At 63.3% G+C, this 12,263-nt stretch carries 9 protein-coding genes; 4 read left to right on the forward strand and 5 right to left on the reverse strand.

Annotation, left to right across the window (positions count from 1 at the left end; translation table 11 throughout):
* Nucleotides 1-159 precede the first annotated feature (159 nt).
* On the forward strand, nucleotides 160-1,116 hold the full coding sequence (locus GMET_RS14080; protein ID WP_004513407.1) for an IS110-like element ISGme8 family transposase: 957 nt from the start codon (nucleotides 160-162) through the stop codon (nucleotides 1,114-1,116).
* Nucleotides 1,117-1,148: 32 nt separating this feature from the next.
* Here GMET_RS14080 and GMET_RS14085 read toward each other — a convergent pair whose 3' ends face one another.
* Both GMET_RS14085 and GMET_RS14090 read right to left on the reverse strand, forming a co-directional pair.
* Nucleotides 1,149-3,365 carry a sensor histidine kinase gene (locus GMET_RS14085; RefSeq protein WP_011366105.1) on the reverse strand — a complete coding sequence of 739 codons (2,217 nt, stop codon included), beginning with the start codon at nucleotides 3,363-3,365 and terminating at the stop codon, nucleotides 1,149-1,151.
* Nucleotides 3,362-4,327, reverse strand: coding sequence for a PfkB family carbohydrate kinase (locus GMET_RS14090; protein ID WP_004513993.1), 966 nt, complete (start codon nucleotides 4,325-4,327; stop codon nucleotides 3,362-3,364). Before GMET_RS14090 ends, GMET_RS14085 begins: the two co-directional genes overlap by 4 nt.
* Nucleotides 4,328-4,462: 135 nt before the next feature.
* Between GMET_RS14090 and GMET_RS14095 the strand changes: the two genes are divergently transcribed.
* Entirely contained in the window at nucleotides 4,463-4,837 is a 375-nt protein-coding gene (locus tag GMET_RS14095) for a hypothetical protein (RefSeq protein ID WP_004513992.1), read from the forward strand.
* A gap of 6 nt (nucleotides 4,838-4,843) precedes the next feature.
* Here the strand turns inward: GMET_RS14095 and GMET_RS14100 are convergent, their stop codons facing one another.
* A complete protein-coding gene (locus tag GMET_RS14100) occupies nucleotides 4,844-5,470 on the reverse strand; it encodes an HAD family hydrolase (RefSeq protein ID WP_004513991.1) in 627 nt (208 codons plus the stop codon).
* Nucleotides 5,471-5,708: 238 nt separating this feature from the next.
* Entirely contained in the window at nucleotides 5,709-6,884 is a 1,176-nt protein-coding gene (gene hpnI / locus GMET_RS14105; RefSeq protein WP_004513990.1) for a bacteriohopanetetrol glucosamine biosynthesis glycosyltransferase HpnI, read from the reverse strand.
* Nucleotides 6,885-7,042: 158 nt separating this feature from the next.
* Here hpnI and GMET_RS14110 point away from each other — a divergent pair, with 158 nt between their 5' ends.
* Both GMET_RS14110 and GMET_RS14115 read left to right on the forward strand, forming a co-directional pair.
* Complete coding sequence (locus GMET_RS14110) at nucleotides 7,043-9,205, forward strand: HEAT repeat domain-containing protein (protein ID WP_011366107.1); 2,163 nt, start codon at nucleotides 7,043-7,045, stop codon at nucleotides 9,203-9,205.
* The gene (locus GMET_RS14115; RefSeq protein WP_004513987.1) at nucleotides 9,202-10,320 is read left to right on the forward strand and encodes an HD-GYP domain-containing protein; all 1,119 of its coding nucleotides are present in this window, start codon (nucleotides 9,202-9,204) and stop codon (nucleotides 10,318-10,320) included. Before GMET_RS14110 ends, GMET_RS14115 begins: the two co-directional genes overlap by 4 nt.
* On the opposite strand, the gene GMET_RS14120 is transcribed toward GMET_RS14115, so the two are convergent.
* Nucleotides 10,277-12,226, reverse strand: a complete 1,950-nt coding sequence (locus GMET_RS14120) for a SpoIIE family protein phosphatase (protein WP_004513986.1) — start codon at nucleotides 12,224-12,226, stop codon at nucleotides 10,277-10,279. The two genes, GMET_RS14115 and GMET_RS14120, sit on opposite strands and share 44 nt — an antisense overlap.
* Between the last annotated feature and the right edge of the window lie 37 nt (nucleotides 12,227-12,263).

Genomic DNA, 12,263 nt, shown 5'->3' on the forward strand with positions numbered 1-12,263 from the left:
TTATATGTTCTCCAGAATTGGACACGACAGCTTGGTCGTTGCTTGGGCCAATTGAGCCCGTCACAGAGCGTAATGCGTCGTGTCCATCTTTCCTCAACCCGAACGGTTGCTTGGGCCGAAACGAGCCCGAATTTTCGCAAGAAAGGGACTGGAGAGAATATGGAACCCAATGATGCAGTTGTTGGAGTCGACGTTAGTAAAGAGCATCTTGATGTCTACCTCATGCCAACTGGTGACCAGAAAAGGGTGACTAACGATGATGCCGGTTGTGCTGAGCTGACGACGTGGCTCATTACGAACGCCCCTTGTCGGATTGTTCTCGAAGCCACCGGCGGCTTGGAGATGCTAGCTGTCAGCACCTTATCAGCAGCGGGTCTGCCAGTGGTCGTGGTTAATCCTCGGCAGGTCAGAAACTTTGCCAAAGCATGCGGGCTGCTGGCGAAGACCGATATTCTTGATGCCAAGATCATTGCCCGATTTGCCCAAGCCATCAAGCCTGAAATCAGGCCGCTCAAGGACGAGACAAGCCAAAATCTAGCAGCACTGCTGGCCCGCCGCCGGCAGTTGGTCGAGATGCTTGTGGCGGAAAAAAATCGCGTGATTTCCGCTGCACCTACGGTCCGCAAAGGCATCATGACCCATATTGCCTGGCTGACACAGCAGATCGATGACGTTGATAAAGACATCTCAACTCTTATTCAGTCCAGCGAATCCTGGAAGGCAAAAGAAGAAATCCTTACCAGTGTCAAGGGCATCGGCCCTGTGACTGCGGCCACCATACTGGCAGCACTTCCGGAGTTGGGGACCATTTCCCGACAGCAGCTTGGCGCTCTGGTCGGAGTATGCCCCTATAATCGGGACAGTGGCAAATTCCGTGGAAAGCGCGCAATCTCCGGTGGCAGAGCAACCGTGCGTTCTGTCCTGTACATGGCAACATTGTGTGCCGCCAGGTTTAACCCGGTTATAAAAGCCTTCTATCAACGCCTTACAAGCGCCGGAAAACTTCACAAAGTCGCGATCACCGCTTGCATGCGAAAACTACTCACCATCCTCAATGCCATGGTGAAAAACAACCAGAAGTGGGATCACTCGAAATTCACTCCACTTCTGCACTAATTTGTTGACTGAGAACACGGTTGCTCCGTGTTTCAAGTATTTTTTTCATCTTGGACGGTGAAGAAGAACGTTGCCCCCTTCCCCGGTGCGCTCTCGGCCCAGACCCGGCCGCCGTGCCGCTCGATGATCCGCTGGACCGTGGCGAGGCCGATGCCGGTCCCCTCGAATCCCTCGGCCGCGTGGAGACGATGGAAGGGAAGGAAGAGCTTGTCTGCGTACTGCATGTCGAACCCCACCCCGTTGTCCCTCACGTAGAAGGCCTGTTCCTCCCCGTCAGTGCGGGAGCCCACCTCGATGCGGGCAGCGGGATTGCGGGAGCTGAACTTCCATGCGTTATGGATGATGTTTGCCAGGACCGCCCCCAGCAGTGACGGATCGCCCGTGGCCCGGAGTCCCGGCGCGATGACGAACTCCACCTTCCGCTCCGGCTGGCTCCGGGTGAGGTCGTCGGCGATCTCCCCGGCCAGGGTGGTCAGATCCACCGGAACCCGCCTCAGCTCGTCCCGGTTGACACGGGAGAGCTCCAACAGGTCGTCGATCAGCTCCCCCATGCGGTTGGCGGCACCGCCGATCCGCTGGAGGTATTCTTTCCCCTCCTGGTCAAGCCGTTCGGCGTAATCCTGCTGGAGAATGGAGCTGAACCCATGGATTCCCCTGAGGGGGGTGCGGAGGTCATGGGACACCGTATAGCAAAAGGTTTCCATCTCCCGCAGGGATTGCTCCAGCTCCTCGGTCCGCTCTCTGACCCGCTGCTCAAGCTCGGCATTGAGGGTCCGGATCTGTTGCTCCGTCCGCTTCCGCTCGGTGATATCCCTCACCAGCTCGATGCCGGCAACAATCTCGCCAGTGGCATCCCGCAGCGGCGACGCGGAAATTGCCACATACTCCGCCCCCCCCCCCGAAGTGTTCCGGTTTTCCCGCATGTGAACCTTGTCGTCGGCGAAGCATTGGGCCACGGGACAGTCATCGCAAACATGGTCGTTATGACGGTAGGCCTCGTAGCAGAATTTACCCACGTGGTTGCCGCCGGTAATCTTCCGGTGTTCCTCGTTCTGGTACAGTATGCGGAAGTTCCGGTCCTGGATGCTGATCCCCTCCCCAATGGCAGCAATGATGGCATCAGACTTCTCCCGCTCGTCCTCCGCCCGTGCAACAGCTCTCCGCAGCGACTCCTGCTTTTCCCTGAGGGCGCCCATCATGGTGTTGAAGGCGGTGGCAAGGGTGCCGATCTCGTCGTTTGACTCCACCGGCACCGTCCGCCCCCCCGCCTCGGGTTCGGCAGCCATTGCCTTGATATGGCCGGTCAGGTGCGAGAGGGGTGAAATCAGCCGCTGCATGGCATACCAGCTCACCAGGAGCATCAGGACGAGCCCCAGCACCATGGCGCTCACAAAATACCCCCGCGCCCGGTAGAGGGACGCATACGCCTCATCGAGGGGATAGACGGTCCCCAGAATCCAGTTGACGGAGCGAAGGTGTTTGTAAGAGGCAAGGACCTGAACCCCTCTGGCGTTCACCGTTTCGCCGCTCCCGTCAAATCCGGCCATGGCCCGGTCGAAGAGCGGATTGAGCCCTACCGGAACCGGCGTCATGATGCGCGACCTGTCCGGGTGTATGAGCCGTGTCCTGTTGCCGTCGATCACTACCGCATAGCCGCTCTTGCCGATGGTCAGTCGGCCCAGGTCCGTCAGGAAGTTCTCTCCCAGCAGATCCACATGGCCGGCCAGGATGGCGGTCATGCGCCCTTTGGCGTCAAAAAGCGGGAACGTCAGCATGACCGCCGGATGGCCCGGGGCATAGGTGGAAACAAACGGGGTGCTGATCTGGGGCTTTCCGGTCGCGACGGTCTTTTTGAAATAGTCCCGGAAGGAATAATCACGTCCCCGGATCTCGAGCTTTTGGGGGCTTTCGGTGAGGAGCTTCCCCTCGGGGGAGAATACGATCAGGGCATCGAAGAGGAGATGGAGGGTGGTCTTGTCGTCAAGGGCCTGCTGGAGTTTCCCCTCATTCCGAAGCACATTCTCCGTCAGTTTGGGGGCAAACGCCTCCAGGGATTTCTGGGCGAAGAGGATTTTGCTGTCCAGGTCATCGGCAAGGGACGAGAGGAGCGCCTCCTGGTGGGTGGAGATGCTCTCCTTGAATTTCTGCTGGAAGTAGGTGAGGGCGAAAAATCCGGTCACCGAACCGAAACAGAGGAACAGGAGGGCGACTCCAACTGCCATGCGGGTCTTGAGACTGAGTTGTGTCACGGACTGACCTCTGTCTGTGGGTTCGAAAGCACCGTTATAGTTCTCCGCGTCAGGAATTCCAACACGTCGGGGAGACGGGGTATCCCCTGCTGGGCCCCCACCTGACGGCACTTCATGGCGGCCATGGCCGAGGCGAAGACGACCGTCTCCCGCACACTCCATCCCTGGAGGATGCCATAGCCGTAACCGCCGTGGAAGACGTCGCCGGCACCGGTGGTATCGACCGCATCCACCGTGAAGGCGGGGACGTGAAACGGCTCGTGTCCGCTCCAGGTGAGGCTTCCTGCCGCGCCAAGGGTCACGGTGACCACCGGCGCGCCGAGGTCGGCCGCCAGCCCCCTGAAATGCTCCGGCGTGCGATCCCACCCCAGGTCCAGGAAGAATTGCTCCGCCGCCACCACGTAATCGCACTGCCGGGTGATGTCGAGCATGCCGGGCCGCATCCGCCCCGCATCCACCATGACCGGGATGCCGAGGCTCCGCGCCCTTCCGGCGGCATGGAGCGAAGCGTCGGCCATGAGCCCGTCCAGGAGGAGGAGGGAGCTGCCGGCAAGGAAGGCATCGGGCACCTCACGGGGATCAAGGGGATCACCAGTGGGACGCCGCCAGACGATTGTCCGGCGGCCGCTCCCCCGTTCGATCATGATGAACGCCCGCTGTGATGCTCCCCTGCGCCTCGTGACCAGAAACGCCCCATCCACCCCCTCGGAATCGAGGGCCTGCCGGATCCGGCTGCCGGCATCGTCATCTCCCACCACACCCGCGAAGCGGCAGGGTATCCCGAGCCGCGCCAAGGCCACCAGCGCCGTGGCCGTGGGCCCGCCAGCCTGTTCCGCCCAGACCGCGGCTTCGGCCTTGCTGTCGGGGGACGGATAGGAATCGACCACCGCAAGGGTATCCCAGCAGCACTGTCCCAAGCCTGTCGCTACAATCGCACGCCCCCCGTTACGGCCAGTTCCCATGGTTTTCCATTATCCCCATTACATCAATTGGCGTCCGTTAGTAAAACATCATTTGCATGGCGGCACCCTTGGCTTTACTATTAAACGAATGCAACCGGCACGGAGTGCCGGAATCCCGGAGCAAAGGAGTGCACCATGAGACCGTTTATTGTGGCAACCGCAGCCCTTTTGGCCCTTTCCATCCTTCATCCCCCCACGGTACCAGCCAGCGAAGAACAACCCGCACAGCAGGAAAAGAACGGCGGCGACACGGAGCGAAAGGCCTCGGAAATCGGCCGAAAGATCGACGAGCTGGACGCAAAGATGAAGCAGGCTACGGAGGAGACCAAAGCAGCCTTCGCCCGGGAGATGGCCGATCTGCGCAAGCAGCAGGACGCCCTCCGCGAAAAGATGGAGGAGATGAAGGGGGCCAGCGGCAAAGCATGGAAAGAGATGAAAGCCGGAACGGAAAAGGCCCTCCATGAATTGCAGAAGTCATACGACCGGGCACGGGAGCGGTTCAGGGAGTAACTCCTTTCATGTTCCGAGCAGCTCGGCCAGTTCATCGAGGCTCTCCACGGCGATATCGGTCAGTTCCGGCCAACGGAAGTTCCCGCTGCGGTCCACGTGGACGGTGGCGGCGCCGGATGCCCGGCCGCTCTGGAGATCGAAGAGGTAGTCCCCAACCATCACCATGGACCTCCCCGTGGCCCCCCACCGGGTAGAGAGGATTGCGAGGCCGTGGGGATCAGGCTTCGGCTGGGCATCGTGGCGCCCCAGGACATCGTCCGGCGCGAAACGCCCCCCGACGCCGATGGTTTCCAGCACCCGCAGGGCAATCTCCCGGGTGTTGCGGGTCACGATCCCGAGACTCTTCCCCCGGCGGTGGAGCGTCTCCACGAGGCGCACCGCCCCTGCCGCCGGCTCGGCACGGGCCGCCAGACATTCCTCGATCTCGTCGAGCCGCTGGTGAAGGCGCCGCGCCTCCTCCTCGGGAAGCGACTCGATATGCCCCAGGATATCGGTCCCATCCGGGATGCCGAGGTCGGCCCGGATGGCCGCGAAGTCATGGACCGGCACGGTCAGGGTGCCATCGAGGTCAAATACCCAGTGGGGCCGTGCCATGATCTCGGCAATACTGGCCATGGACGTGCGGTGCTCCATCGTCTCTCCTTTTTGCGCCGCCGTGCGCTCTATCGATCCATAGTACCAAACCACGGCGCAAAAAAAGAAGTTAAACGCACATAATTATAATAGTTATAATTTTAAGCACAATCCGTGCCGTCCAGGAGCCATGCCGCTCACGGGAAAGGTCGCCGGCGCCGGCGCAGTTTCGCGATGGACAGGGGATGAGCCGGAAGTTGGTTCCTACACGGGCCTGAGAGCATTTTCCCCACAGATTTTACTCCGTTGCTCCGTTGCCCCGTGTTTCAAATGTTTTTGGCAATTCAACGATCTTGCCGCCGGGAAGAAGCCGGAACAGGTTTCCCCGCCAGCGGACGCGGTTTCCCGCGAAGGAGAGGGCCCAGGTGGCGAAGGCGAGGAAGTCCCGCAGGGGAAGGAGCCAGAGCCAGCGGGGAAAAATGCCGTCCTTCACGTAACAGCGGCTGAAGGCCATGGCCACGGCGGCGCGGACTAGGTAGAGGAGGAGGACGGCCCCCCAGCCGGCGCCGGAAAATCCGGAAAGGGCCAGCGCCAGACAGGCCATGGGAAATGACTGGGTGATGCCGGAGCCGAGGTAGCCGCCGGGGCGCGAGACCCGCATGGTGCGCGACCAGCGGAGCTGGCGGGAGAGGACCGTGGCCAGATCCTCCCGGTGCATGACGCTCTCCACGAAGCAGTCGGAGAGTTCCAGCCGCCACCCCACCTTGTGGACCTTGTTGCCGAGCTGGTAGTCGTCGGCCAGGTAATCGGCCAGGGCGGCAAAGCCGCCGATTGCCTCCAGAGCCTCCCGGCGCACCGCCATGGAGGCCCCCAGGGCAAAGGAGAGCCCCTCCAGCTTCATGGCCACCATGACGTTGGGAATCATCTCCACCGTGAATCCCATGGCCTCCACGGCCGTGGCGGCGCCCGCCACGCCGGGGCTGCGGTAGAGGGAGGTGACGAGCCCCACCTGTTGGTCGGCGAAGGGGGCCGCCACCTCCCGGAGGTAGTCGGGGGAGACCCGGATGTCGCTGTCGCAGACGATGAGGAGATCGTGCTTTGCCTTGGGGCAGGCGTTGATCAGGTTCGAGACCTTGTGGTTCGGGCCGTGGATGGTGGCGTCCACCACCAGCTCCATGTCGATGGCGGGAAACTCCCCCATGAGCCGCCCGATGACGGGAATCACCGGGTCGGCGGGGTCAGCGACGGCAAAGACGATCTGCCACGGGGCAGGATACTCCTGGCGACAGAAGGAGGCGAAGTTGTCAAAGCTCCCGGCGTCCATCCCCTTTACCGGCTTGAGGATCGAAATGGGGGGCGTGTGCCCCGGCGCGGGGCGCCGGCGGCCAAAGTAGGACCGGGCGCAACCGAGGGCGATAACGCCGTAGGCAAGGGGAGGGAGGATGCAGAGAAACGGGAGCACCGTGGTGAGCATAATGCCGAAAACCTCGCGGGATTGTTCTTGCGCCTATTTACCCCTGTTCGCGGAGCCATTGCAACGCAAAACTCGTCCAGACCGGGGTTTGCCTCTTGCGAAGACGGCTCGCCGTGAACTACTATCGGCCTGACCGTTCACAAACAGGAAACAGCCCGATGACACTCCCCCATGCCGACATCGACATAGAGATGCTCTCGACACTGGTCATCGAGATGAACATCCTCCGCCGCCACGTGACCGCCTACCCGGCGGGCCACCCGGTCACCCGGGACGCGGCCGTGAAGGTGGCCAGCCTCCTGAATCGGCTCCTGGACAGGGCCGAGAGTGTTACCCTCGGCATTGCCAGGGACACGATCCTGTTCGGCGACCACCCCCTCGACCGCAGAAACCCCGTCTACCGCGATTTCGCCCGGGCACTCTCCGACCGGGGGGTCGTTGCCCTCACCTGCCACCGTCACCTGGACGCCGACGAACTTATCCGGTTCGGGGCACTTCTCTCGCGAAGCCGCGATGAGATCGGCGCCGGCGGCGGGATCGAAGCGGTCGCCCGGGCGGAAGGGCTGACACGCCTGGAGGTGCGGGGGGTCAACTATGACCTCTTCAGGGTCACCGAGGAAGAGGAGCTCACGGGCCAGCCGGAAGGGGGGAGCGGTTCGGCGTCCCTCTGGGAGCAGTTCGTCAGGGGGCTTCTGGACGGGACCATCGATCCCCTGGGCGATGCGACGGCGAAGCGCCCTCCCCTCGACCCCCTCCTTCTGGCCCAGGTGCTGAACGGCCACGCCTTCGGCAACCAGGGAGGTCCGGACACAGCCTATGACGCGGTGATCGCGTCCTTCATGCGCCGCATGGACCGGGATTCCGACGGAGAGCAGACGGCCCGGGAGTGCGCCGAACGGTTCGGGACCCTCGTGGAGTCCCTCACCCCGGAGCGGCGCCATCAATTCCTCGGCAAAGCCTTCACCTCCCTGGCCGAACGCCCGGACGCGGCCCGCCGGCTCGTGGCATCCGTGGATGACGGCATCATCCTCGACACCATCGCGGACCTGAACGACCGCAACGTCACCATTCCCCCGATCATCCTGAACCTCTGCCGGAAACTCGGCGCATCCCAAAACGACAGTGCCCCCCCCCTCTCCCGGACAGAGGCCCTGCGGGTGGGGCACAGGCTCGGCACCGTGCTCCGGGAGGGAAATTTCGATCAGTACATCCCCGACGCCTACCAGGGGAATCTCGAGCAGATCGTTGCCGCCGGAAAGATCGCCTCGGGGCTTGCCGAGTCAGGGGACCTGAAGGCACTGCTCCAGGGGGAAAACCATGAGGCAAAGGTGGGGGCCATCATCCTCGAAGTCCTGGAATCAGACCCCGAGGGAGAAACCTTCGGCATGGAGGAAAGCCTCGGCGAACTCTGCGCGTACTATCTGGACGCGGGCGATTTCACAGCCCTCAGGGCCGTCTGCGACCATCTCCCCTCCCCGGGAGAAGCGCCGTCAACACCACTTCAACAGCGGCTTCTGACATCAATCGCGACACCATCCTTCACGACCCCGCTGATGGCAACCCCGGTCGTGTGGGGAAAAGAGCGTTATGACGACATCCGCGCCGTCATCACCCGCATCGGCTTTCCCTGCGTGGCGCCTCTCCTTGACCGGCTGGCCGAAGAGGAAAGCATGTCGCTTCGGCGCTACTACGTGGCGTGCCTCCTGTCGCTGGGACAAGCAGCCTATGGGGAAGTCGTGGCGCGTCTGGACGACGGGCGCTGGTACTATGTCCGCAATCTCGTGGCGATTCTGCGGGGACTCAACGACCCCGCCGCTATCCACCCCCTGCACCGCCTCCTGAACCACCCGCACCCCCGGGTGCGCCAGGAGACCCTCCGGACCCTGGTCCATTTCCGGGATCCCGAGGGGGAACGGATGCTCCTGCGGGAACTGAGAAGCGGAAACCGTGAAACGCTCCTGACCGCCATCCAGCTCGCGGACCGCAGCCGCAGCCCCCGAGTACGGGAGCGACTGCTGGGGCTCCTGCACAAGGGGGGGATTACCGGCCCCGATTTCGACGTTCGCTGCGCCGTGGTCAGGGCACTGGCCGAAACGGGGGACCCGGCGGTGCTCCCCGACCTGGCACGCATCCTCCGCTCCCGGAGCATCCTCCGCACCGCCTCCGTGACGCGCCTCAAGGTCGAGATTGCCCGATCCCTCGCCCGGTATCCCGCCACGGACGCGCTTTCCCTTGCCCGGGAAGCGGCCGCTTCGGGGGTACCCGAGCTGGAGCAGGCCGCCCGGCAAACCCTGCGGACCATGACAGGGAGGCGCCCATGAACCGGAGTGCCCTGGAACCGCTGCGCAACGCCGTGCGGCACCTGGTAACCGCCGTCTCCAGCGCGGCCCTCTACTCCTTTGACCACCAGCAGGTGACGCGGCTGCGGGCCGTAACCCTTGACAACCTGACGACCACTCTGCAGGAGGAGCCCGACATCTCCCTCGTCATCATCGGCGACGAACTTCTTGCAGGGGGAGTCTCCCTCGATACGGGCCTCTACGTGGGGAGGTTCGTGGAAATGCTGCGGGCGCGGGGGATAGGACACATCCGGTTTCTCCAGGGGATCACCGGGGAGGAGCTGTCATCCCTGGCCGCCTCCCTCGGAGGAGGGCAAAAGGGGGGAGAGATCCGGTCAACGGAGCATATCCGTCTCGGCAGGGTGGAGGTGCGCTTCAACCGGTCCGGAGAGGGAGACGAGAAGGATCCCCTCGCCGATTTCACGACCGAGGAGGTCACCCGCATAACCGAGCTCTACGAGGATGTCGCCCGGAACCGGAAACTGCAGGCCGCCGGCATCGCCGACGTGGTCGGGGGGATCATCACGGCCCTGCGGGAGCAGGCCCGCCCCCTCATGGCCCTGGCCCCCCTGCGCGACTTGGACGAATACACCTTCGCCCACTCGGTCAACGTCTGCATTCTCAACCTTGCCCAGGCCATGTCATTGGGAATCGACGGGCCGCTCCTGCAGGAGATCGGCATTGCCGGCCTCCTCCACGACATCGGCAAGATGTTCGTCCCGCGGGAGATCCTCACCAAGCCGGCGCAGCTCACCGAGGACGAATGGCGCATCATGCGCCGCCACCCCCACCAGGGGGCCCGCTGCCTCATCGAAACGCCCGGAGTGCCCCATCTGGCAGCGGTGGCGGCCTTCGAGCACCACATGAAGCATGACTTCTCCGGCTATCCGGAAGTGCCCCCCGGCTGGAGCCAGAGCCTCGTCAGTGAGATGACCTCCATCTCCGACTTTTTCGACGCGCTTCGTACCCGCCGGGCCTACAGCGACTCCGTGGAACTGCGCCAGATCGCCGGCATGCTCCTTGACCGGCGGGGGCGGGAGTTCCATCCTCTCCTCACCCGCAACTTTCTCCTGATCCTGAGCCGGATGATGGCGTGATTTTCACCGCCACCGTGCAGATGTCGTCCGCAGGGGGCCTGCCGCCGGTGAATGCGGCCAGTTCCGACAGCACGGCCTCGATGACCGCCTCGGGCTCCTCGCCGTGGAGCGACGCCAGGAGGGCACTGAGGCGGCCGACCCCGAAAAGCTCTCCGCTGCCGTTATCGGACTCGGTGATCCCGTCGGTGTAGAGGAGCAGGATATCTCCCGGCGCCAGCCGCACCTCCCGCTCCTCGAACGTCACCTGGGGTTTTACCCCGAGGATGAGCCCATCCGCGTCCAGTTCCAGACACCTCCCCTCGGCCCGCCGGTAGAGGAGCGGCGGGTTGTGCCCCGCGCTGGCGTAGGTGAGGATGCCCGATGTCGGCCGGTAGGAGGCGTAGAACATGGTGGTGAAGAGCTCCGCCCGGGTGAGGTCTTCGTAGAGGTTCTCATTGAGGGATCTGACGATGGCGGCAGGGGAACCGCCGGAGCGGGCCTGGGTGCGGATAACGCTGCGGGCCTCGGTCATGATGAGGGCCGCGCCGACACTATGGCCCGAGACGTCGGCGATAACCGTGTCGAAGGAACCGTCGTCCCGGGGGAAGAAGTCATAGTAGTCTCCCCCCACATGGGCCGCGGGAACCCACCGCCCGGCGCAACGGACTCCCGCGACGACCGGAGGGGCCGACGGCAGGAGCGCCCCCTGGATCTGCCGCGCCAGCTCCATGTCGCAGGACATGCGGGCATTCTCCAGGAGTGCCTCCTGGGCACGCTTGCGCTCGGTCACGTCCTCCTTGATGGCGACATAGTGGCGAACCACTCCCGCCTCATCCACCACGGGGGTAATGGTCTGGGCCTCGGGGTAGAGGGAACCGTCCTTGCGGCGGTTGATCATCTCGCCGCGCCAGACCTTTCCGGCCCGGATCGTCTCCCAGAGATCCCGGTAAAACTCCTCGCCGTGGACCCCCGACTTGAGGATGCCGAGACCGCGGCCGGCGATTTCCTCCAGGGTGTAGCCGGTAAGATTCGTGAAGGCGGGATTGACCCAGATGACCCGCCCGCCGGGATCGCTGATGACAATGGCGTTCGCCGCGGCATTCAGCGCGGCGCTCCGGAGGCCCAACTCGATTTCGGCGGTCTTGCGGGCGGTGATGTCCGCGATGAGGCCGTCGTAGGCCGCGAGTCCCCCTAACTCGTCATAGCGGGGAACGATGGTGTTCCGAACCCAGCGGATGGAGCCGTCCTTGTGGATGATCCGGTGTTCCATGGAGGGGATGTCTTCACCCTCCAGAAGCTGCTGCGTCTGCTCCGTCACCCGCTGCTTGTCCTCTTCGTGGATCATCCGGTACCAGAGGAACGGATCCCCCTCGAACTCTTCGGGGCCATAGCCGGTGACCGCCGCGCAGCCGGGACCGTGGTATGTTGCCACAACGTCCCCCCCACGGACCTCCACCGTATAGATGTAGTCGGTAACAGCCGCCACGAGCCGGCGATAGCGGAGTTCGCTGGTCAGGAGCGCCTCCTCCGCCTCCCGTTTCTTCCGGCGCAGCTCCGCCTCCTTCAACTCCCGCTGGATGGCGGGGACGAGCCGCGAAATGTTCCCCTTAATGAAATAGTCGTTAGCCCCCGCCCTCATGGCCCCCACCGCCGTATCTTCGCCGATCTTCCCCGAAACGATGATGAAGGGGGCATCAAAACCGCTCTGGCGCCAGATATTGAGGGCATCAATCCCGCTGAAGCGGGGGAGCACGTAGTCGGAAAGGGCGATGTCCCACTGCCGGCCGGCAATGGCCTCCATCATGGCCTCAGGGGTCTCGACCCGCACGTACTCGGGCTCGTACCCCCCTTTCCTGAGTTCGAGGAGAATCAGAAGGGCATCGTCTTCGGAATCTTCGATGATCAGGACGCGGAGCGGAGTTGCCATAGGGTTCCTCGATGGGAAAAATGTCATGTTCATTGTA

Origin of the sequence: Geobacter metallireducens GS-15 (genome assembly GCF_000012925.1) — a bacterium.
Classification (GTDB): domain Bacteria; phylum Desulfobacterota; class Desulfuromonadia; order Geobacterales; family Geobacteraceae; genus Geobacter; species Geobacter metallireducens.

Coding starts and splice junctions, on each gene's coding strand:
- GMET_RS14080 (WP_004513407.1), top strand. CDS start 160: ATGGAACCCAATGATGCAGTTGTTGGAGTCGACGTTAGTAAAGAGCAT.
- GMET_RS14090 (WP_004513993.1), bottom strand. CDS start 4,327: ATGGGAACTGGCCGTAACGGGGGGCGTGCGATTGTAGCGACAGGCTTG.
- GMET_RS14095 (WP_004513992.1), top strand. CDS start 4,463: ATGAGACCGTTTATTGTGGCAACCGCAGCCCTTTTGGCCCTTTCCATC.
- GMET_RS14100 (WP_004513991.1), bottom strand. CDS start 5,470: ATGGAGCACCGCACGTCCATGGCCAGTATTGCCGAGATCATGGCACGG.
- hpnI (WP_004513990.1), bottom strand. CDS start 6,884: ATGCTCACCACGGTGCTCCCGTTTCTCTGCATCCTCCCTCCCCTTGCC.
- GMET_RS14110 (WP_011366107.1), top strand. CDS start 7,043: ATGACACTCCCCCATGCCGACATCGACATAGAGATGCTCTCGACACTG.
- GMET_RS14115 (WP_004513987.1), top strand. CDS start 9,202: ATGAACCGGAGTGCCCTGGAACCGCTGCGCAACGCCGTGCGGCACCTG.
- GMET_RS14120 (WP_004513986.1), bottom strand. CDS start 12,226: ATGGCAACTCCGCTCCGCGTCCTGATCATCGAAGATTCCGAAGACGAT.